The sequence below is a fragment of the Comamonas sp. wu1-DMT genome, assembly GCF_040187805.1.
Lineage (GTDB): Bacteria > Pseudomonadota > Gammaproteobacteria > Burkholderiales > Burkholderiaceae_C > Comamonas > Comamonas thiooxydans.
In genome coordinates this window covers 18,978-38,006 of record NZ_JBANEM010000034.1, presented here as the reverse complement: position 1 = coordinate 38,006, position 19,029 = coordinate 18,978, and the positions used below count along the sequence as shown (strand labels likewise).

Below are 19,029 nucleotides of genomic sequence, written 5' to 3'. Positions count from 1 at the left end.
GAAGCTGATCTCCCCCATCGCCATGGAAGAAGGTCTGCGCTTCGCTATCCGCGAAGGTGGTCGTACTGTGGGCGCCGGTGTGGTTGCCACGATCATTGCCTAATTCTTAGAAAAGCTAGGAATTAACAATGTCTAAGCAAAAAATCCGCATCCGTCTGAAGGCTTTCGATTACAAGCTGATCGACCAGTCTGCAGCCGAAATCGTTGATACCGCCAAGCGTACCGGCGCTATCGTCAAGGGTCCCGTGCCCCTGCCGACACGCATGAAGCGCTTCGACATCCTGCGTTCGCCTCACGTCAACAAGACCAGCCGTGACCAGTTCGAAATCCGTACGCACCAGCGTCTGATGGACATCGTGGACCCGACTGACAAGACTGTTGACGCTCTGATGAAGCTGGACCTGCCCGCAGGTGTGGACGTCGAGATCAAACTGCAATAAGAGTTTTGGAGGCCTCGCAAGAGGCTTTTAAGGGTCTTTGTTTAACGCGAACTTGCTTGAAAAAGCAGTTCGCGTTAAAATTTGGAGCTTCGCCTTTGATGCGAAGTTTTATTAACCTTCTTTTGTGTGCTAGGCATGATTGCTAAAGCACAACGCTGGGCCAATTGCAGTTTCAGCGGCAAAAGTTTTGGAGCAAACAAATGAGTCTGAGCAACTCCCTGGGGTTGCTGGGTCGCAAGGTGGGCATGATGCGTCTGTTCACTGATGATGGGGACGCAGTGCCTGTCACAGTGGTGGATGTTTCTAACAACCGCGTGACTCAGGTCAAAACCCAAGAGAACGATGGCTATGTGGCCCTGCAGGTCACTTTCGGTGCACGCAAGGCTTCTCGCGTGACCAAGCCTCAAGCCGGCCACCTCGCCAAGGCGGGTGTCGAAGCCGGTGAAGTGACCCGTGAATTCCGCGTGACCGATGAAACCGCTGGCAAGTATGCCGCTGGTGCCGTTCTGCCTGTGGCCGAACTGTTCAGCGTTGGCCAGAAGGTGGACGTGCAAGGCACTTCCATCGGTAAGGGTTACGCCGGCACGATCAAGCGCCACAACTTCAGTTCGCAGCGCGCTTCGCACGGTAACAGCCGTTCGCACAATGTTCCCGGTTCTATCGGTATGGCACAAGACCCCGGTCGCGTGTTCCCCGGTAAGCGTATGACTGGCCACATGGGCGACGAAACCGTCACTACTCAAAACCTCGACGTGGTTCGTATCGACGAAGCACGCCAACTGCTGTTGATCAAGGGTGCCATTCCTGGTGCCAAGGGCGGCTTCGTTTCCGTGCGCCCCGCGATCAAGGCTAAAGCTTCCAAAGGAGCGAACTAATGCAGCTCGAACTCCTGAATGAACAAGGCCAGGCCGCTTCCAAGGTGGAAGCTCCCGAGACTGTGTTCGGTCGTGAATTCAACGAAGATCTGGTCCACCAGCTGGTGACTGCCTACCGTGCCAACGCACGTCAAGGCACTCGCGCCCAGAAGGACCGTGAACAAGTGCGTCACACCACTGCCAAGCCTTTCAAGCAAAAGGGTACAGGCCGTGCACGTGCTGGTATGTCCTCCTCGCCTCTGTGGCGTGGCGGCGGTCGCATCTTCCCCAATCTGCCCGAAGAAAACTTCTCGCAGAAGATCAACAAGAAGATGTACCGCGCCGGTATGGCTGCCATCCTGTCTCAGCTGGCCCGCGAAGGCCGTCTGGCAGTTGTGGAATCCCTGACGCTGGATACCCCCAAGACCAAGGTGCTGGCAGACAAGTTCAAGGCTATGAACCTGTCTTCGTCGGTGATGGTGATCGCTGAAGAAATCGACGAGAACCTGTACCTGGCATCCCGCAATCTGAAGAACGTGTTCGTGGTTGAGCCGCGCTATGCAGACCCCGTGTCGCTGGTGCACTACAAGAAAGTGCTCGTCACCAAGGGTGCGATCGACAAACTCAAGGAGATGTTCGCATGAGCACTACCAAGTTTGACGAAGGTCGTCTGATGCAAGTGCTGGTCGCTCCCATCGTGTCCGAAAAGGCCACTCTGGTTGCTGAAAAGTCCAATGCTGTGACATTCAAGGTGCTGCAGAACGCTACCAAGCCCGAAATCAAGGCCGCTGTGGAATTGATGTTCAAGGTTGAAGTGGCTGGCGTGTCTGTGGTGAACACCAAGGGCAAGACCAAGCGCTTTGGCAAGACCGTTGGCCGTCGCGACAATGTGCGCAAGGCTTACGTGATGCTCAAGCCCGGTCAAGAGCTGAACCTGTCCGGGGAGGCTGCGTAATCATGGCTGTTATCAAGCTCAAACCTACGACCCCCGGCCAACGCGGCGCGGTGAAGGTTACTCGCGACCACCTGCACAAGGGCGAGGGCTTTGCCCCCCTGCTGGAAGCTCAATTCCAGAAGGCCGGTCGTAATAACAACGGTCACATCACAACTCGCCACAAGGGCGGTGGTCACAAGCACCACTACCGTGTGGTGGACTTCAAGCGCAACAAGGACGGTATCCCCGCCAAGGTTGAGCGCATTGAATACGATCCCAACCGTACTGCCCACATCGCTCTGGTGTGCTACGCAGACGGCGAGCGTCGCTACGTCATTGCTCCTCGCAACCTGGAAGTCGGCGCTACCATCATCAGCGGCTCCGAAGCTCCTATTCGCGTGGGCAACACCCTGCCTATCCGCAACATCCCCGTGGGCTCGACCATCCACTGCATCGAACTGAAGATCGGTGCCGGTGCTCAGATCGCTCGCTCGGCTGGTACCTCCGCCACTCTGCTGGCTCGCGAAGGCATCTACGCTCAAGTGCGTATGCGTTCGGGCGAAGTCCGCAAGGTGCACATCGAGTGCCGCGCCACCATCGGTGAAGTTGCCAACGAAGAACACAGCCTGCGCCGTCTGGGCAAGGCCGGTGTGAAGCGTTGGATGGGTATTCGTCCTACCGTCCGCGGTACGGTCATGAACCCTGTCGACCACCCGCACGGTGGTGGTGAAGGTAAGACCGGTGAAGGCCGTCACCCAGTTGACCCATGGGGCAATCTGACGAAGGGCTACCGCACCCGTAACAACAAGCGCACACAGACCATGATCGTGTCGCGCCGTAAGAAGTAAGGGGTAGCAAATGACTCGTTCTCTTAAAAAGGGTCCGTTTGTTGACCATCACTTGCTGGCCAAGGTCGAAAAGGCCATCGCCACCAAGGACAAGAAGCCAGTGAAGACCTGGTCGCGTCGCTCCATGGTCCTGCCCGAGTTCATCGGTCTGACCATCGCCGTGCACAACGGCAAGCAACACGTGCCGGTTTATGTGACTGACCAGATGGTTGGCCACAAGCTGGGTGAATTCGCGCTGACTCGTACCTTCAAGGGTCACCCTGCGGACAAGAAAGCCAAGAAGTAAGGAATAGAACATGTCTGAAACACGTGCTGTTCTCCGTGGCGTCCGCCTGTCTGTTGACAAGGGTCGCCTGGTCGCGGATCTGATCCGCGGCAAGAAGGTGGATCAAGCTCTGAACATTCTCCAGTTCACGCAGAAAAAAGCTGCCGTGATCGTGAAGAAGGTTCTGGAATCCGCTATCGCCAACGCTGAGCACAACGACGGCGCCGATATCGACGAACTGAAGGTCAAGACCATCTACGTCGAGCAAGGCACTACGCTCAAGCGTTTCACTGCTCGCGCCAAGGGCCGCGGCAACCGCATCAGCAAGCCTACCTGCCACATCTACGTGACAGTGGGTAACTGAGGCCTTAAGGAAGAATATGGGACAGAAAATCCATCCTACCGGCTTCCGTCTGGCGGTGAGCCGCAACTGGGCAAGCCGCTGGTACGCTAGCAACCGTGACTTCGCCGGCATGCTGGCCGAAGACATCAAGGTGCGCGAGTACCTGAAGGCCAAGCTGAAGAACGCCGCCGTGGCTCGCGTTCTGATCGAGCGTCCTGCCAAGAACGCCCGTATCACCATTTTCTCGGCTCGTCCGGGCGTGGTGATCGGCAAGAAGGGTGAAGACATCGAAGCCCTGAAGAAGGAACTCGCTGCTCGCCTGGGCGTGCCCGTGGCTGTGAACATCGAAGAAGTGCGCAAGCCTGAAATCGATGCCAAGCTGATCGCTGACTCCATCTGCCAACAGCTGGAAAAGCGCATCATGTTCCGCCGCGCCATGAAGCGTGCCATGCAGAACGCCATGCGTCTGGGTGCTCAAGGCATCAAGATCATGTCTTCCGGTCGTCTGAACGGTATCGAAATCGCTCGTACCGAGTGGTACCGCGAAGGCCGCGTGCCTCTGCACACTCTGCGTGCCGACATCGACTACGGCTTCTCCGAAGCCAAGACGACTTACGGCATCATCGGCGTGAAGGTCTGGGTCTACAAGGGTGACACCCTGGGCCGCAACGATCTGCCCGCCGTGGAAACGCCCCGTCCTGAAGACGAGCGTCGTCCTCGTGGTCCCCGTCGTGACGGTCGCCGTGATGGCCGTGATGGCGCTGGCCGTGGTGGCCGTCGTCCCGCAGGCACCAATGCCGCTCCTGCCGATGGCAGCGACAAGCCTGCTGGCGCTGGTGCTGATTCCGTTAAGCGCGTTCGTAAGGCCGACGCGCCCGCTACAGCAGCGGACGGTAAAGGAGAATAAACATGCTGCAACCTGCACGCCGCAAGTTCCGTAAGGAACAAAAAGGCCGCAACACCGGCATCGCTACCCGTGGCAACTCCGTTGCCTTCGGCGATTTCGGTTTGAAGTCTACTGACCGTGGTCGTCTGACCGCACGCCAGATCGAAGCTGCACGTCGTGCAATTTCCCGTCACGTCAAGCGTGGTGGTCGTATCTGGATCCGCGTGTTCCCGGACAAGCCCATCTCTACCAAGCCCGCCGAAGTGCGTATGGGTAACGGTAAGGGCAACCCCGAGTACTACGTGGCCGAAATCCAGCCCGGCAAGGTGATCTACGAAATCGTGGGTGTGCCTGAAGAGCTGGCCCGTGAAGCGTTCCGCCTGGCTGCTGCAAAGCTGCCTCTGCGCACGACCTTCGTGTCCCGTCACATTGGTGCTTAAGGAGATCAACATGACGAAATCTGCTGAACTCCGCCAAAAAGACGTGGCTGGTCTGGAAGCTGAAGTGAAGTCCCTGCAAAAGGCTCACTTCGGTCTGCGCATGCAAAAGGCCACGCAACAACTGGGCAACACTGCGACCATCAAGGCTACACGCCGTGACATCGCTCGTGCCAAGACCATCCTTGCTGAAAAGCAAGCCGCCAAGTAAGGAGCCGACATGACGGAAGCTAAAACATCCCTCAAGCGCACCTTGATTGGCAAGGTGGTCAGCGACAAGCGTGCCAAGACTGTGACCGTTCTGGTGGAACGCCGCGTCAAGCACCCCATCTACGACAAGATCATGATCAAGTCGAGCAAGTACCACGCTCACGACGAGCAAGGTGAGTACAAGCTGGGTGACGTGGTTGAAATCACCGAGAGCCGTCCTCTCTCCAAGACCAAGAACTGGGTTGCTACCCGCTTGGTTCAAAAGGCTGCTCTGGTGTAAGCCTAACCAGGCCCGCCGGCTGCAAAGCCCTTGAAAACGACCCACAATGCTGTGGGTCGTTTTTTTATTTGGGCCGCCAAGAATGCGGTCCGTGCTTTGCAACAAAGGAGATAGTCATGATTAAAGTTGGTGATGCCCTGCCCGCAGTGACCTTGATGGAATATGTGGAAGTGGAAGGCAATGGCTGCAGCCTTGGTCCCAACCCCGTGAAGCTGCCCGAGGCTCTGGCCGGCAAGACTATTGCCGTGTTTGCCGTGCCCGGCGCATTCACGCCCACCTGCTCCGAAAAGCATCTGCCAGGCTATGTGGCCAAGGCCGAAGAACTCAAGGCTGCGGGCGTGGACGAAATCTGGTGCCTGGCCGTGAACGATGCTTTCGTGATGGGCGCCTGGGGCCGCGATCAGAAGGTGGCAGGCAAGGTGCGCATGATTGCCGACGGCGATGCGGCATTCGCCAAGGCGACCGGCCTGACGCTGGACCTGAACGGCAAGGGCCTGGGCCTGCGCGCCAACCGCTTCTCCATGCTGGTCAAGGACGGCAAGGTTGCGACCCTGAACGTGGAAGCTCCTGGCAAGTTTGAAGTCAGCGATGCCGGCACCATGCTGGCTCAAGCCAAGGCTTGATGGCTGAAGCCCTGAGTGGCTGCGCGCGGGAGTGACGCTCTCGCCGCAAGGCGGCTTTGCGCGGCGTCACAGAAAAAAGGCATTGCCAAACTGGCAATGCCTTTTTGCATTCGGGCTCAGAAAAGATCGGCCTTGAGGTAGTGTGCGCCTGGAAGCGGATTGTGATAGTAGGGTTCGATGGGCTCGAAGCCCAGGTCCACATACAGCGCGCGGGCAGACTCCATGTCGTCCAGTGTGTCGAGCAGCACATGGTCATAGCCAGCCTGGCGGGCAATATCGAGCATGGCTTCGGCCAGTTGACGCCCCAGGCCAAAGCCACGAAAAGCCTTGCGCACGAACAGGCGCTTCATCTCAGCGGCATTGGGGTAGTCCGAGTCGTCAAGAGGACGCAGTGCGCAGCAGCCCGCAATGCTGCCATCCACGCGAGCCAGCAGAATCTGTCCACGGGGCGCAGCATATTCGCCAGGGAGGGCGGCGAGTTCGGATTCGAATCCTTGAAATTCCAGGTCGATGTTCAGGCTGTCCGCATACTCCTGAAAGATCTGGCGCACAGCACCTATTTCCTCCAGGCTGGGCGTCAGCAAGTCCACGGCAGGCTTGTCCACGGCAACTAGGCAATGATGAAAGAAGGCCCAGTGTAGCGGCAAGTGCTTTACATGGTTAAAGCAGCTGCCTGCAGCGTCAGAACTCAGAAAGCAGCACTCTGCCCCAGTTGATGGATCCACCAGGAAAGAGAGCTTGCCACCACGGCCAGCAGCGCAGCCAGAACCCGGGTGCTGGCGGTGTCGCGGCTCGCAGCAACGGGCTCCTTCAGCAATTTGTCGCCCGTGACCATGGCCGGGACCAGTTTGTCGCCCTTGAGGCTGTAGCCGATGAGGGCCAGCAGATGCAGTGCGACCAGTGCGTAAATCAGGTACTGGCCCCAGTGGGCGTGGTAGTTGGTGGCCTTAGAGATCAGTTCGCCGGATACAAAACGCGTCAACGGTCCGCTGAAGGCAATTTCATCATCGCTCATCAGCCCGCTTGCGATTTGCGCCATCAGCACGATTAGCATCGCGATGACCGACAGCGAGCCTAGCGGGTTGTGGCCTGCGCGATCCTGTGTGGTCGAAGTGCCGCGCATATAGCGGCTCATGGCTGCCGCAGAAGGGATGAAGCTGCCAAAGCGCGACCAGTACCCGCCCACCAAACCCCAGAGAATGCGAAAGATCAGCAAGGCCAGCACCACCTGTCCCAGCAGCAGATGCCAGTTCATGGCATTGCCGCCCATCTTGGCAGTGACCACCAGGGCCACGATGCAGATTGCCAGCAGCCAGTGAAACAGGCGGGTGGGCAGGTCCCAGATCCGAATTCTGTGGATTTCCGTGGAGGCTTGTGTGGCGGACTCTGTCATGGCTTTTTCATGGCTGATGGACCCGGACATTGTGCCCTGGCAAGGCTGCAAGCCCAAATCGCGGCCTTTGGGTGACTCTGCCATACTGGTCAGGCAGCCGCCTGCGGCAGGCTGCAGAACCAAGAAAGGATACCCCGATGAAAGCTTTTTCCACTCTGGCATTCGCTGCTGTGGTTGCCACCGTGGCCCTGCCTGCCTCGGCACAGTTCGCCAAGGCTGAAGATGCCATCAAATACCGCCAGAGCGCCTTGAGCGTGCTGGGCACGCATTTCGGTCGCCTGGGCGCCATGGCCAATGGCAAGATGCCCTTTGATGCCAAGAGCGCGCAGGAAAGTGCGGAAATTGTGGCCTTCATGTCCAAGCTGCCCTGGGCCGGCTTCGGCGCCGGCACCGAAGGCGGCAAGGCCAAACCTGAGGTGTGGAAGGAGCAGGCCAAGTTCCATGATCTGTCGGGCAAGATGGAAGCAGAAGTCGTCAAGCTCAACGCTGCCGCCAAGACCGGCAATCTGGACAATCTCAAGACGGCTTTCGGCCCGGCCGCCAATAGTTGCAAGAGCTGCCACGACAGCTTCCGGAATAAGTAGCCCCCTGAGCCGCTGCGCGGCTTCCCCCAGGGGACAGCATCTTTGCTGCGGAGCGGCCCTTGCTCGATGCTCCAGGCATGAAAAAACCGACCAATGGTCGGTTTTTTTGTGAGCTGCTGTCGCTTGCTATTTCTATGTTTTAGGCACTTTTGATGTTGAAGTGACTTGCTGTCAAGCGCTGTGAGCTATGGTTTTTAATCAAGCTGCAGCGGGTTCTGCCAGCAGCTTCTCGATCAGCTTGTGCAGTTGCTCAAAGTCGGGTGCGCCGATATAGCGCTTCACGATCTCGCCGCGCTTGTTGACGATGAAGGTGGTGGGGGTGAGTTGCACATCGCCCCATGCCTTGGCCACGTTGCCGGTGTTGTCCAGCGCGACCTGGAAGGGCAGCTTGCGCGATTCGACGAAGTTCACGACATAGCTGGGCGGGTCGTAGCTCATGGCCACGGCCAGGGTGTCAAAGCCCTTGCCCTGGTACTTCTGGTAGGTGCTGATGATCTCGGGCATCTCTGCCACGCAGGTGGTGCAGCTGGTGGCCCAGAAGTTCACCAGCGTCACTTTGCCCTTGAGGTCGGCGGTGGTTTTCTGGCTGCCGTCCAGCAGCACAAAGGTGGATTGCGGCGCCGCGGCTTGCCCTGCGCCCGAATACACCCAGGCCCCGACGCCGATGACGGCGGCCGCCACAATGCCTGCGATCCAATGTTTGCTTGCCATAGAGATTGATTGTGCACAAATCTTCAGCACCTTGCTGATCTGTGGTTTGGTGTGTCAAACATGCCGAAAGTTCAGTTCTTACTGCTTGACCCACGGGTCAACCCTAGGCTTGCGTGACAAGTCGGGCCCGTGCCGCTGCCGATAATGGGCCATGAAGAAAACCGGACTCTGGGCTGCGACGCTACTGGTCAGCGGTGCGCTGCTGGCCGCCTGCAGCCCGGCACTGAACTGGCGTACCACCCAGCTCAAGGATGCGCCGCTGCAAGCACTCTTGCCCTGCGATGCGCAGACGGCCAGCCGCCCTGTCGATCTGGGCCTGGGCCAGGTGCCGCTGTCGGTGGTGGGCTGCGAGGCCCGGGGCGCGACCTATGCGGTATCGCATTTTGCCGTGGCCGAGCCCGTCCGCGCGGCCGAGGCTCTGACGTTCTGGCAGCAGGCGGTGCTCAAGCAGCTGAAGTCGGCAGACGGCGTCGCGACAAAGCTCAATGTCAAGGGAGACGGTCCATGGGTGCCCAAGGGGGCGCTGAATTTGCCGCAGTCCTTGCGCATCACGTTCGAAGGCCAGGGCCCGAGCGGACAGAAGGTGGTGGGACATGGACTGTGGTTCGCTCGCCTGGAAGGCGGCGGCGCCAGGGTCTATCACGCGGTGATTTACGCTGACAAGGCCATGCCTGCAGAGGCCGAGCTGTTTTTCTCGGGCCTGCAGTTGCAATAAGCCCGCATCCAGATCATGACCCTTGCGCTTCATCCACCTCATTGCCCTTGTTGACGGCGGCGACAAGCCATAATTTGCTATCAAGAACTGTGACTACATGACCACGCGCATTCTTTTGCTCACTCACGCTCCTCTGGCCGCTGCATTGCGCGAATGCGCGCTGCATGTGTTTGCCGATAGCGCTGACGACTTGCTGGCCCTGGACGTGCCTTCCGAAGAGGCGCCCGAGGCCACGCTGGAGCGTGCCCTGGCCATGCTGGTGGCGCATGGCGGGCTGGATGCCCCGACACTGGTGCTGACCGATCTGTTCGGTGCCACACCCTGTAACGTGGCCCAGCGTCTCACGGGCCTGTTGCAGGCCAGGCTGGTGGCGGGCGTGAACCTGCCCATGCTTTTGCGCTCCATAGGCTATCGGCATGAGCCGCTGGATGCCCTGGTTTCGCGGGCCATGGTGGGCGGCAGCCAAGGAGTGATGCAGGTAGCCGGCAGTTCCCGACAAAATCAAAGCGCACGACCTTCCAATGATCAAGACCAATATCACCATCAGCAATAAATTGGGCCTGCATGCCCGCGCATCGGCCAAGCTCACCAAGCTGGCCGGCAGCTTCCCCTGCGAGGTCTGGCTGACCAAGGGCGAGCGCCGCGTCAATGCCAAGAGCATCATGGGCGTGATGATGCTGGCGGCAGGCATAGGCTCCGAGCTGGAGCTGGAAACCGATGGCGCACAGGAGCAGGAAGCTACGGATGCGTTGGTGGCCCTGATCAACGACAAGTTTGGCGAAGGCCAGTAAAGGCTGCTTCACCTGTGCCGCGGCTTGACCGCGCGCAGGTGGCAGCTTGACGATTGGCTCTTTTGATAGCAGGCAGGGTCTTGCTGTCAATGAAGTAGAGCGGCTTTGATGCTGTAGTGCAGCGATAGTTTGCGCTGACTGCTGCAAAAACAAGAGCAAGAAGCAAGCAAAAAGCAATCGCGAAATTCGCGAAAGGGCATTCGCTATGACATTTGCCATCCACGGCCTGGCCGTCTCCCGAGGGATTGCCATCGGGCGCGCGGTCGTTGTGGCCTCCAGTCGCATGGAGGTGGTGCACTACTTCATCCGGCCCGATCAGGTGGAGTCGGAGATCCAGCGTGCCCGCACGGCACGCAATGCGGTGATTGACGAGCTGCGCCGGCTTCAGGAAGAAATGCCCAAGGATGCGCCTGGCGAGCTGGATGCGCTGCTCGATGTGCATCTGATGCTGCTGCAGGACCAGGCACTGGCCGAGGCCATTCGAAACTGGATCTCCGAGCGTCTTTACAACGCCGAATGGGCGCTGACCACTCAGCTGGAAATCGTCTCGCGCCAGTTCGACGAGATGGACGATGAGTACTTGCGCGAGCGCAAGGCCGATCTGGAGCAGGTCGTGGAGCGCATTCTGCGCCACATGAAGGGCGCGGCCAGTCCGCTTGCGCAGGTTGCTCCACCTTTGGCTCCGACGGGCGCCGTGCCTGCAACCGATGGACAGCAGCTGCCTCTCGACGTCACCACGGAAACCCCGCTGGTGCTGGTGGCGCAGGATCTGTCGCCAGCGGACATGCTGCAGTTCAAGAGCAAGGTCTTTGCGGGCTTCATCACAGCCGTGGGCGGCAAGACCAGCCACACGGCCATCGTCGCGCGCAGCATGGACATTCCGGCCGTGGTTGGCGCGCGGGCCGCAAGCCAGCTGATTCGCCAGGACGACTGGGTCATCATCGACGGCAACGAGGGCGTGGTCATCGTGGACCCCACGCCCATCATCCTGGCGGAGTACAGCTTTCGCCAGCGCCAGACCGAACTGGAGCGCGAGCGCCTGACCCGTCTGCGCTACACGCCGTCCCTCACCATGGATGGGCAGAAGGTGGAGTTGCTGGCCAATATCGAGCAGCCCAGCGACGGGGCTGCTGCCGTGCGTGCTGGCGCAGTCGGGGTGGGGCTGTTCCGTACCGAGTTTCTGTTCATGGGGCGCAGCGGCAATCTGCCCGGCGAGGAAGAGCAGTATCGTGCCTATCGCGAGGCCATCGACGGCATGCAAGGCATGCCGGTCACCATCCGCACGCTGGACGTGGGGGCCGACAAGCCGCTGGACAAGGCTCAGCCCAAGGACTACTACCTCAACCCCGCGCTGGGCCTGCGCGCCATACGCTGGAGTCTGGCCGACCCCGTGATGTTCCGCACCCAGCTGCGCGCCATTCTGCGCGCGGCAGCGCATGGGCAGATCAAGCTGCTGTTTCCCATGCTGGCCCATCGCAGCGAGATCGAGCAGACCCTGGCACAGCTGCGCCAGGCGCAGCATGAGCTCGATGTGCGCGGCGTGGCCTACGGCCCGGTCAAGCTGGGCGCCATGATCGAGATCCCGGCGGCCGCCCTGACGGTACGCAGCTTTCTCCAATATTTCGACTTTCTGTCCATAGGCACTAACGACCTGATCCAGTACACGCTGGCCATCGACCGTGCCGACGAAACCGTGGCCCATCTCTACGACCCCATGCATCCGGCCGTGCTGCGCTTGGTGGCGGAGGTCATCGCAGCGGCCAATGCTGCAGGCAAGGAAGTCAGCGTTTGCGGCGAAATGGCCGGTGATCTGAGCATGACCCGGCTGCTTTTGGGCCTGGGGCTGCGCAGCTTTTCCATGCACCCCGCGCAGATTCTGGCCGTCAAGCAGGAGGTGCTGCGTGCGGACTCCAGCAAGCTGGCTCCCTGGGCCTGCGAGGTACTGTGCAGCGAATGCCCTGCGCAGATGCTGGCGCCCTGAAGAACCCAGGGAGCGGCCTCGAGGCAGGCAGAAAAGGGATGGATGAATTACGCACATTCGAAGGAAATCGCCCGTGAGCTCGAGCCGGTGCTGGAAGATGCAGCGCTTGCGCAGCAACTGGCTGCACAAGCCAGGCCGGCCGTGTGGCTGCAGACCACTGCGGTGAAGGATGAAGCGGAGATTGCGTCCGGCAGCACCAAGTTTGGCGGCTGTCCCGACCTGCCAGCCGGTGTGGCCTGGCCCGAGCGAGGGCGCTATCCGGACCATGAGCAGCGGGTGAAGCCCCATCGCGAAGACAGCCTTGCTCCCGACAGCCGCTGGCGATGGGCCAGACCCGAGCAAGTACTGCTGTTTCGCAAAGAGGCCTTGCAGCACGTCGCAAGGCTTGAAAGCACTTTTCCGCTGAGCTTTGTGGCGCAGATCAACTTCGCCGAAGCCCGCTCCGCCGGGACTCTGGATGCGGATTTCCCCGAGTCCGGGCTGCTGTCCGTCTTCTACGACCTGATGGAGCAGCCCTGGGGTTTCGATCCTGCCGACGCCTGTGCGCTGAAGCTGATCTTCTCCGAGGGCGATGCCGAGCTTGAGCGGCGCCCGCAGCCGCCGGCGCTGCTAGAGCTGCCCGATCATTGCCAGCTCGCACCTATGGCCTGCGAACTGCATGCCTGCGTCACGGCCTTGCCCCTGGAGAGTGCTCAGTGGGATTCGCAGGGCCTGGCACTTGACGAAGAGCAGCGTGACCGCTTTGTCGAATGGTGGTTCGATGACGCACAAAACGCTGCCAGCAGCGGTGGAGAGGACAGTGGCTGCCATCGCATCGGCGGCTGGCCCACGCCTGTCCAGGGTGATATGCAGACCGAATGCGCGTTGGTGGCTGCGGGGCATTACTGCGGTAATGGCGAGGCCTACGCGGACGAGGCCACGCGGGCCGTACGCGATACCGCAACGCAGTGGCTTTTGCTGCTGCAGATCGGCAGCGATGAAAAAGGCGGCATGGGCTGGGGCGATGAAGGCCAGGTCTATCTGTGGATGCGCCGCGACGACCTGCGCGCACGTCGCTTCGACCGAGTGCGGTTGGTGCTGCAGTGTTGCTGAGACCAGCATGCGCCGTGATTGCAGGTGTCAACGGTTGCGAAATGGCTGCAAAACAGGTGTTTGGAGATTTCTTTTTGTGGAAAACGAAAATTAATTGATATTGATTCTCATTTGATGTTACTATCCATCCCAGCTTGCAGCACAGGACTCTGGTGGGGTATCCAGCGCTGCATGGCTCAGTTTCATCGTGGGGCGACTCGTCGGGCCTGTTCAGCCTGCAGTCGTTTTTGCCAGCCAGCGGTTTGCCGGTTAGCCAGGCGTTTTTTCGATGTAAACAGTGGATTATCAAAATTCATAGCTTTTAGCGCATGATGTGCAACGATTCTGCTATGAATTGACTATGTAAGCTTTACCAGAAAAGCGCAGCAAGCTCCTTATTCAGGAGCTTTATTTTTGGCAAATACTGGAGCGTGCAGTACTGCTCATTGCATCCGGGCATGAAAAAAGCAGCCACAGGGGCTGCTTTTGTGAGTGCTGTCTTCGGTGCTCAGACGCCGGCGGCATGGGCCTGCTGGTCGGCGTGGTAGCTCGAGCGCACCATGGCGCCCACGGCGGCGTGGGTGAAGCCCATCTTGTAGGCCTCCTGCTCGAACATCTTGAAGGTATCGGGGTGCACATAGCGGCGCACGGGCAGGTGGCTGTTGGTGGGCGCCAGATACTGGCCGATGGTCAGCATGTCGATGTTGTGGGCGCGCATATCGCGCATCACCTGCAGGATTTCCTCGTCCGTCTCGCCCAGGCCCACCATGATGCCGCTCTTGGTCGGCACATCGGGGTGCAGTTCCTTGAACTTCTTGAGCAGGTTGAGGCTGAACTGGTAGTCGGAGCCGGGGCGTGCTTCCTTGTACAGGCGCGGCGCGGTTTCCAGATTGTGGTTCATCACATCGGGCGGAGCCGACTTGAGGATTTCCAGCGCGCGGTCGTCACGGCCGCGGAAGTCGGGCACCAGGATCTCGATCTGCGTCTCGGGCGAGAGCTCGCGGATGTTCTTGATGCATTCCACAAAGTGGCCCGAGCCGCCGTCGCGCAGGTCGTCGCGGTCCACGCTGGTGATCACCACGTACTTCAGGCGCAGAGCGGCAATGGTGCGCGCCAGATTCAGCGGCTCGTTCACGTCCAGCGGATCGGGGCGGCCATGGCCCACGTCGCAGAAGGGGCAGCGGCGCGTGCACTTGTCGCCCATGATCATGAAGGTGGCCGTGCCCTTGCCAAAGCACTCGCCGATATTCGGGCAACTGGCTTCCTCGCAGACCGTGTGCAGATTGTTCTTGCGCAGAATGTCCTTGATCTCGTAGAAGCGCGTGCTGGGGCTGCCGGCCTTGACGCGTATCCATTCCGGCTTTTTGAGGACTTCGGCCTGCTCCACCTTCACGGGGATGCGTGCCAGCTTGGCGGCAGCCTTCTGCTTGGCCAGCGGGTTGTAGTTTTCGGCGGACTGCGCTTCGCGCACGACTTCATTGGTGCTCATGATCTTGCCTTCAGGGTGAGAGACGCGCCTTCAGCTGGCGGCCCAGCACGGATGCGGCCTCGTCCCAGGTTGTCTGTACGCCGATTGTAGAAAGGTCCACTGTTCTCAGCCCTGCGTATCCGCAAGGGTTGATTCGCAAATAAGGTTCCAAATCCATATCGACATTGAGGGCCACTCCGTGGTAGGTGCTGTGGCGGCTGACCTTGATGCCCAGGGCGGCAATCTTGCCCAGGCCCTCGAAATGCGGCTCGGGCGCCGGGCTGCCCGGTTCGCGATGTTGCGGACGCTGCTCCAGCATGGCATGGCTGCGCGGATCGTCCAGGCGCACATAGATGCCGGGGGCGCCTGCCACGCGGTGGCCGGTGACGCCGAAATGCTCCAGCGTGCGGATCACCGCATCTTCCAGCCGGTACACATACTCTTTGACGAAGTAGCCCATGCGCTGCAGATCCAGCAGCGGATAGGCCACCACCTGACCGGGGCCGTGATAGGTCACCTGGCCGCCGCGATTGGTGGCCACCACGGGAATATCGCCAGGGTTCAGGACATTTTCGGTTTTTCCGGCCAGCCCCTGGGTGAAGTGGGGTGAGTGCTCGCATACCCATACTTCGTCACGTGTGGCCGAGTTGCGTGTGCGCGTGAACTCCTGCATCGCGACCACCGTTGCTTCATAGCCGGTGCGCCCCAGAAAGCGCAGGTCCATGGCTTCGGGGGGCAGCAAGGCGGAAGCAATCGGGCTGTTGCTCACAGCACGACCTTCACCAGGGGGTGAGAGGTCAGTGCGCGGTAGGTATCGTCCAGCTGTTCGCGGCTGGTGGCCGTGATGGTGATGGTCACGCCCAGGTAGTTGCCGCCGGAGCTGGGGCGCAGCTCCACCGTGCTGGCGTCAAAGCTGGGGTCGAATTTTTCGGCGATCTTGGTGATTTCATGCACCAGATGCTCATTCTTGACGCCCATCACCTTGATGGGGAACTGGCTCGGATACTCGATCAGCGAATCCTTGCGCGGGTCTTCTTGCTGGCCGTTCTCGTTGGCGGCAGATGGGTTGGGCGTGTCGCTCATGAAGAGTCCTTGGCTGGAATGAAAAATTGCCGTTGGTGAAACAGCCGGTCAATGAGTAAGAAAGATTGTGCGCCACGCCGGGCAGCCCTGCGCGCGTGGGCCTAATCCATGACCCGGCGAGGCCGGCAAACCGGCAAAGCCCCTGGCAGGCGGCAGACAATTCAGGGTAATCAGGTATTTCAATTAGGGCACACTCGCGCCGCACCAAAGCTGAGGGTGGCAGATGTTGTCACTCAGCGACAACCCTCAGGTCTTGTCAAAGACGTTTTGCGCATGACAGTATCAACCCCTATCTAACGACGGGGGTTTTTACTTATAATCAGAGGCTTTGTAAAAAAGTCTTGCCTGGTCAGCGGTGTGAAAGAAAACATGACAAACATGCCCGCTGATTTTCAGGATGAGGACGAAGTCGAAGACTTCAAGCCCCTGACTGCACAAGAAGCCTCTGCATGGCGTTCGCGCTTTCCGCAGGTTTCTGTCTGGCGCATCGTCATCGTTCAGACGCTGGTCGGCGTTATCGTGGCTTTGCTGTCGTGGTTGATGACGGGGCGTGCAGCCGCAGGCTGGTCGGCGGCGTATGGAGCGCTGGCGGTCGTGTTGCCCGCAGCGCTGTTTGCAAGAGGTGTGGTTCGTCAACGGCCGGGAGGTGCCGGGGCGGCCATGGCGGGGATTTTCGGTTGGGAACTGGTGAAGCTGGTGCTGTGCATCGCGATGCTGGCGGCTGCGCCAAAGCTGGTTCCCGATCTCAGTTGGCTGGCGTTGCTGGCCGGTTTGATTGTTGTGATGAAAACGTATTGGGTTGCACTGCTGGTGCGATCCAGTGTCCGAAAAACTGAAGCTTAAGAAGAGAGTTGACGATGGCCGCTGATGCGCACGCCCCAACTGCAAGTGAATACATCGTTCACCACTTGCAACACCTGCAAAACATCAAGCAGAAGTCCGTCATTGATTTCTCAGTCATCAACTACGACTCGATCGTGGTGGCTGGCGTTCTGGGTCTGCTCGGCATCTTCGTGCTCTGGCTGGCTGCCCGCAAGGCGACTTCCGGCGTGCCCGGCCGCTTCCAGGCCGCCGTGGAAATCCTGGTCGAGATGGTGGACAACCAGGCCAAGGCCAATATCCACAACGCCCAATCGCGCAAATTCATCGCTCCTCTGGCACTGACCGTCTTCGTCTGGATCTTCCTGATGAACGCCATGGACATGCTGCCCGTGGATCTGCTGCCCTATCTGTGGCAAGGCGCTACCGCCGACGAACACGCCTATCTGCGTGTCGTGCCTACCGCCGACCTGTCCACCACGCTGGGCCTGTCCTTCGCCGTGCTGGTCCTGTGCCTGTTCTACAGCGTCAAGATCAAGGGCATGGGCGGCTGGGCGCATGAACTGGTGACTGCACCGTTCGGCACTTCCAAGAATCCCGTCTTCGCCCTGATCCTGGGCGTGGTGAACCTGCTGATGCAGGTGATTGAATACGTTGCCAAGACCGTGTCGCATGGCATGCGACTGTTCGGCAACATGTACGCTGGTGAGTTGGTGTTCATGCTGATTGCCCTGATGGGTGGTGCGGCGGCTATGTCGCTCTCTGGTGTGTTGCTCCCCGTGGGGCACATCATTGCAGGCTCTATCTGGGCAATCTTCCACATCCTGGTGATTACCCTGCAGGCCTTCATTTTCATGATGCTGACGCTGATTTACCTCGGCCAGGCACATGAAGCTCACTGACCTTTCCCTCTTCAACCTTTCTTTCCTTTAATCCCTAGGAGTCATCATGGAAAACGTTCTCGGTCTCGTCGCTCTGGCTTGTGGTCTGATTGTTGGTCTGGGCGCTATCGGCGCTTCGATCGGTATCGCCCTGATGGGTGGCAAGTTCCTGGAATCTTCGGCACGTCAGCCTGAGCTGATCAACGAACTGCAAACCAAGATGTTCATCTTGGCTGGTCTGATCGACGCCGCCTTCCTGATCGGTGTTGCTATCGCCCTGCTGTTCGCTTTCGCCAACCCCTTCCAACTGGTGGCCTAAGCTCCGATCAACGCCCTAAATAGAAAGGTGTTGCCGTGAGTATCAACGCGACCCTGTTCGTTCAGGCCATTGTTTTCCTGATCCTGGTGCTGTTCACGATGAAACTCGTGTGGCCCCCGATTGCGAAGGCACTGGATGAGCGAGCCCAGAAAATCGCCGATGGCCTCGCTGCTGCCGACAAGGCCAAGACCGAACTGACCGCTGTCAACAAGCGTGTCGAACAGGAATTGGCCCAGACGCGCAACGAAACAGCTTCGCGGCTTGCGGACGCCGAACGCCGCGCCCAGGCCATCATTGAAGAAGCCAAGGCCCGCGCGACAGAAGAAGGCAACAAGATTGTTGCTGCTGCCCGCGCTGAAGCTGACCAGCAAGCCATTGCTGCCCGTGAAGCCCTGCGTGAGCAAGTGGCAGCGCTGGCCGTCAAGGGTGCCGAGCAGATCCTGAAGAAGGAAGTCAATGCCGGTATCCACGCTGATCTGCTGAACCGCCTGAAGACAGAGCTGTAAGGAAAGCAAAAAATGGCAGAACTCGCCACCATTGCCCGCCCTTACGCCGAAGCATTGTTCAAAGCCTGCGCCGACAAGGCTGCAGACTTGAACAGCACTGTCGCTTGGGTGGAGGAATTGGCGGCGATTGCCGCCAATCCGCAATTGCGCCAACTGGCCGACAACCCGAACGTGAGCGACGCGCAAGTGTTCGATCTCATCACGGGTGTGGCCAAGTCGGCATTGCCCGAGTCCGCACGCAACTTCCTGCGTGTGGTCCTCGAAAACGGCCGTCTGGACGTGCTGCCTGAAGTGGCAGCCCAGTTCCGCAGCCTCGTGAACAGCAAGAGCGGCTCTTCGGATGCCGTGGTGTACAGCGCTTTCCCGATTGAGGATGCAGCGCTGGCCGAGCTTGGCGCCACGCTGGAAAAGCGCTTTGGCCGCAAGCTGAATCTCACCGTGAAGCTCGATGAATCGCTGATCGGTGGCGTTCGCGTCGTGGTGGGCGACGAGGTGCTGGACACCTCCGTCAAGGCCCGTCTGGAACAAATGAAAGCGGCCCTCACCGCGTAATGCGCTTGAGGTCTCGGCTAACACACAAGAAAGAA

30 protein-coding genes are annotated in these 19,029 nt (G+C 59.6%); 24 read left to right on the top strand and 6 right to left on the bottom strand.

Features of this window, described 5'->3' with window-relative positions:
- The 13 genes from V8Z78_RS26160 to V8Z78_RS26100 form a co-directional block, all read left to right on the top strand.
- A partial coding sequence (locus V8Z78_RS26160; protein WP_502878863.1) for an EF-Tu C-terminal domain-related protein occupies positions 1-103 on the top strand: 103 nt, incomplete at its 5' end.
- A 25-nt stretch (positions 104-128) separates the two neighbouring features.
- Positions 129-440 (top strand): 30S ribosomal protein S10, encoded by a 312-nt coding sequence (gene rpsJ / locus V8Z78_RS26155; protein WP_003059431.1) that lies wholly within the window; start codon positions 129-131, stop codon positions 438-440.
- 200 nt (positions 441-640) lie between these two features.
- Positions 641-1,315: a 50S ribosomal protein L3 gene (gene rplC, locus V8Z78_RS26150; protein WP_003059417.1), complete on the top strand. Its 675-nt coding sequence runs from the start codon at positions 641-643 to the stop codon at positions 1,313-1,315.
- Entirely contained in the window at positions 1,315-1,938 is a 624-nt protein-coding gene (rplD, locus tag V8Z78_RS26145; protein WP_087085366.1) for a 50S ribosomal protein L4, read from the top strand. The genes rplC and rplD overlap by 1 nt, the downstream gene beginning before the upstream one ends.
- Positions 1,935-2,249, top strand: coding sequence for a 50S ribosomal protein L23 (rplW, locus tag V8Z78_RS26140; protein WP_003059415.1), 315 nt, complete (start codon positions 1,935-1,937; stop codon positions 2,247-2,249). Before rplD ends, rplW begins: the two co-directional genes overlap by 4 nt.
- Before the next feature lie 2 nt (positions 2,250-2,251).
- Complete coding sequence (gene rplB / locus V8Z78_RS26135; protein WP_003059414.1) at positions 2,252-3,076, top strand: 50S ribosomal protein L2; 825 nt, start codon at positions 2,252-2,254, stop codon at positions 3,074-3,076.
- Between the two features lie 10 nt (positions 3,077-3,086).
- Entirely contained in the window at positions 3,087-3,362 is a 276-nt protein-coding gene (gene rpsS / locus V8Z78_RS26130) for a 30S ribosomal protein S19 (RefSeq protein WP_003059413.1), read from the top strand.
- 10 nt (positions 3,363-3,372) lie between these two features.
- Complete coding sequence (gene rplV, locus V8Z78_RS26125) at positions 3,373-3,705, top strand: 50S ribosomal protein L22 (protein WP_003059408.1); 333 nt, start codon at positions 3,373-3,375, stop codon at positions 3,703-3,705.
- Positions 3,706-3,721: 16 nt separating this feature from the next.
- Complete coding sequence (gene rpsC / locus V8Z78_RS26120; protein WP_003059406.1) at positions 3,722-4,591, top strand: 30S ribosomal protein S3; 870 nt, start codon at positions 3,722-3,724, stop codon at positions 4,589-4,591.
- Positions 4,592-4,593: 2 nt separating this feature from the next.
- Entirely contained in the window at positions 4,594-5,010 is a 417-nt protein-coding gene (rplP, locus tag V8Z78_RS26115; RefSeq protein ID WP_003059405.1) for a 50S ribosomal protein L16, read from the top strand.
- Between the two features lie 10 nt (positions 5,011-5,020).
- Complete coding sequence (rpmC, locus tag V8Z78_RS26110) at positions 5,021-5,218, top strand: 50S ribosomal protein L29 (RefSeq protein ID WP_003059403.1); 198 nt, start codon at positions 5,021-5,023, stop codon at positions 5,216-5,218.
- Positions 5,219-5,227: 9 nt separating this feature from the next.
- Positions 5,228-5,497, top strand: a complete 270-nt coding sequence (gene rpsQ / locus V8Z78_RS26105) for a 30S ribosomal protein S17 (RefSeq protein ID WP_003059401.1) — start codon at positions 5,228-5,230, stop codon at positions 5,495-5,497.
- 116 nt (positions 5,498-5,613) lie between these two features.
- Positions 5,614-6,120 (top strand): peroxiredoxin, encoded by a 507-nt coding sequence (locus V8Z78_RS26100; protein WP_003065420.1) that lies wholly within the window; start codon positions 5,614-5,616, stop codon positions 6,118-6,120.
- A 116-nt stretch (positions 6,121-6,236) separates the two neighbouring features.
- Here the strand turns inward: V8Z78_RS26100 and V8Z78_RS26095 are convergent, their stop codons facing one another.
- Positions 6,237-6,725, bottom strand: coding sequence for a GNAT family N-acetyltransferase (locus tag V8Z78_RS26095; protein ID WP_003065419.1), 489 nt, complete (start codon positions 6,723-6,725; stop codon positions 6,237-6,239).
- 83 nt (positions 6,726-6,808) lie between these two features.
- On the bottom strand, positions 6,809-7,513 hold the full coding sequence (locus V8Z78_RS26090) for a cytochrome b/b6 domain-containing protein (RefSeq protein ID WP_314353209.1): 705 nt from the start codon (positions 7,511-7,513) through the stop codon (positions 6,809-6,811).
- Between the two features lie 137 nt (positions 7,514-7,650).
- Between V8Z78_RS26090 and V8Z78_RS26085 the strand changes: the two genes are divergently transcribed.
- The gene (locus V8Z78_RS26085; protein WP_003065417.1) at positions 7,651-8,097 is read left to right on the top strand and encodes a c-type cytochrome; all 447 of its coding nucleotides are present in this window, start codon (positions 7,651-7,653) and stop codon (positions 8,095-8,097) included.
- Between the two features lie 198 nt (positions 8,098-8,295).
- On the opposite strand, the gene V8Z78_RS26080 is transcribed toward V8Z78_RS26085, so the two are convergent.
- Positions 8,296-8,808 (bottom strand): TlpA disulfide reductase family protein, encoded by a 513-nt coding sequence (locus V8Z78_RS26080; protein WP_003065416.1) that lies wholly within the window; start codon positions 8,806-8,808, stop codon positions 8,296-8,298.
- Between the two features lie 151 nt (positions 8,809-8,959).
- Here V8Z78_RS26080 and V8Z78_RS26075 point away from each other — a divergent pair, with 151 nt between their 5' ends.
- From V8Z78_RS26075 to V8Z78_RS26055, 5 genes are all read left to right on the top strand, one after another.
- Positions 8,960-9,523 (top strand): hypothetical protein, encoded by a 564-nt coding sequence (locus V8Z78_RS26075; protein ID WP_280008031.1) that lies wholly within the window; start codon positions 8,960-8,962, stop codon positions 9,521-9,523.
- A gap of 97 nt (positions 9,524-9,620) precedes the next feature.
- Positions 9,621-10,076, top strand: a complete 456-nt coding sequence (locus tag V8Z78_RS26070; RefSeq protein ID WP_034359049.1) for a PTS sugar transporter subunit IIA — start codon at positions 9,621-9,623, stop codon at positions 10,074-10,076.
- Entirely contained in the window at positions 10,045-10,314 is a 270-nt protein-coding gene (locus V8Z78_RS26065) for an HPr family phosphocarrier protein (protein ID WP_034359051.1), read from the top strand. Before V8Z78_RS26070 ends, V8Z78_RS26065 begins: the two co-directional genes overlap by 32 nt.
- A 205-nt stretch (positions 10,315-10,519) precedes the next feature.
- Entirely contained in the window at positions 10,520-12,295 is a 1,776-nt protein-coding gene (gene ptsP / locus V8Z78_RS26060; protein WP_280008028.1) for a phosphoenolpyruvate--protein phosphotransferase, read from the top strand.
- Between the two features lie 42 nt (positions 12,296-12,337).
- Positions 12,338-13,387, top strand: coding sequence for a YwqG family protein (locus V8Z78_RS26055; protein ID WP_046462151.1), 1,050 nt, complete (start codon positions 12,338-12,340; stop codon positions 13,385-13,387).
- A gap of 487 nt (positions 13,388-13,874) precedes the next feature.
- On the opposite strand, the gene lipA is transcribed toward V8Z78_RS26055, so the two are convergent.
- Genes lipA through V8Z78_RS26040 form a run of 3 tightly spaced genes read right to left on the bottom strand, consistent with a single transcriptional unit; the run spans position 13,875 to position 15,917 of the window.
- The gene (gene lipA, locus V8Z78_RS26050) at positions 13,875-14,855 is read right to left on the bottom strand and encodes a lipoyl synthase (RefSeq protein ID WP_003059385.1); all 981 of its coding nucleotides are present in this window, start codon (positions 14,853-14,855) and stop codon (positions 13,875-13,877) included.
- A gap of 10 nt (positions 14,856-14,865) precedes the next feature.
- Positions 14,866-15,558, bottom strand: a complete 693-nt coding sequence (gene lipB / locus V8Z78_RS26045) for a lipoyl(octanoyl) transferase LipB (protein WP_279090092.1) — start codon at positions 15,556-15,558, stop codon at positions 14,866-14,868.
- A 41-nt stretch (positions 15,559-15,599) separates the two neighbouring features.
- A complete protein-coding gene (locus tag V8Z78_RS26040; protein ID WP_003065410.1) occupies positions 15,600-15,917 on the bottom strand; it encodes a YbeD family protein in 318 nt (105 codons plus the stop codon).
- 378 nt (positions 15,918-16,295) lie between these two features.
- Here V8Z78_RS26040 and V8Z78_RS26035 point away from each other — a divergent pair, with 378 nt between their 5' ends.
- Genes V8Z78_RS26035 through V8Z78_RS26015 form a run of 5 tightly spaced genes read left to right on the top strand, consistent with a single transcriptional unit; the run spans position 16,296 to position 18,994 of the window.
- Positions 16,296-16,760 carry an ATP synthase subunit I gene (locus V8Z78_RS26035; protein WP_003065409.1) on the top strand — a complete coding sequence of 155 codons (465 nt, stop codon included), beginning with the start codon at positions 16,296-16,298 and terminating at the stop codon, positions 16,758-16,760.
- A gap of 14 nt (positions 16,761-16,774) precedes the next feature.
- Entirely contained in the window at positions 16,775-17,638 is an 864-nt protein-coding gene (gene atpB / locus V8Z78_RS26030) for a F0F1 ATP synthase subunit A (RefSeq protein WP_003065408.1), read from the top strand.
- Between the two features lie 46 nt (positions 17,639-17,684).
- Positions 17,685-17,936, top strand: coding sequence for a F0F1 ATP synthase subunit C (gene atpE, locus V8Z78_RS26025; protein WP_003059376.1), 252 nt, complete (start codon positions 17,685-17,687; stop codon positions 17,934-17,936).
- 35 nt (positions 17,937-17,971) lie between these two features.
- On the top strand, positions 17,972-18,442 hold the full coding sequence (locus V8Z78_RS26020) for a F0F1 ATP synthase subunit B (protein WP_003065405.1): 471 nt from the start codon (positions 17,972-17,974) through the stop codon (positions 18,440-18,442).
- 12 nt (positions 18,443-18,454) lie between these two features.
- Positions 18,455-18,994 carry a F0F1 ATP synthase subunit delta gene (locus tag V8Z78_RS26015; RefSeq protein WP_003065404.1) on the top strand — a complete coding sequence of 180 codons (540 nt, stop codon included), beginning with the start codon at positions 18,455-18,457 and terminating at the stop codon, positions 18,992-18,994.
- Positions 18,995-19,029 lie beyond the last annotated feature (35 nt).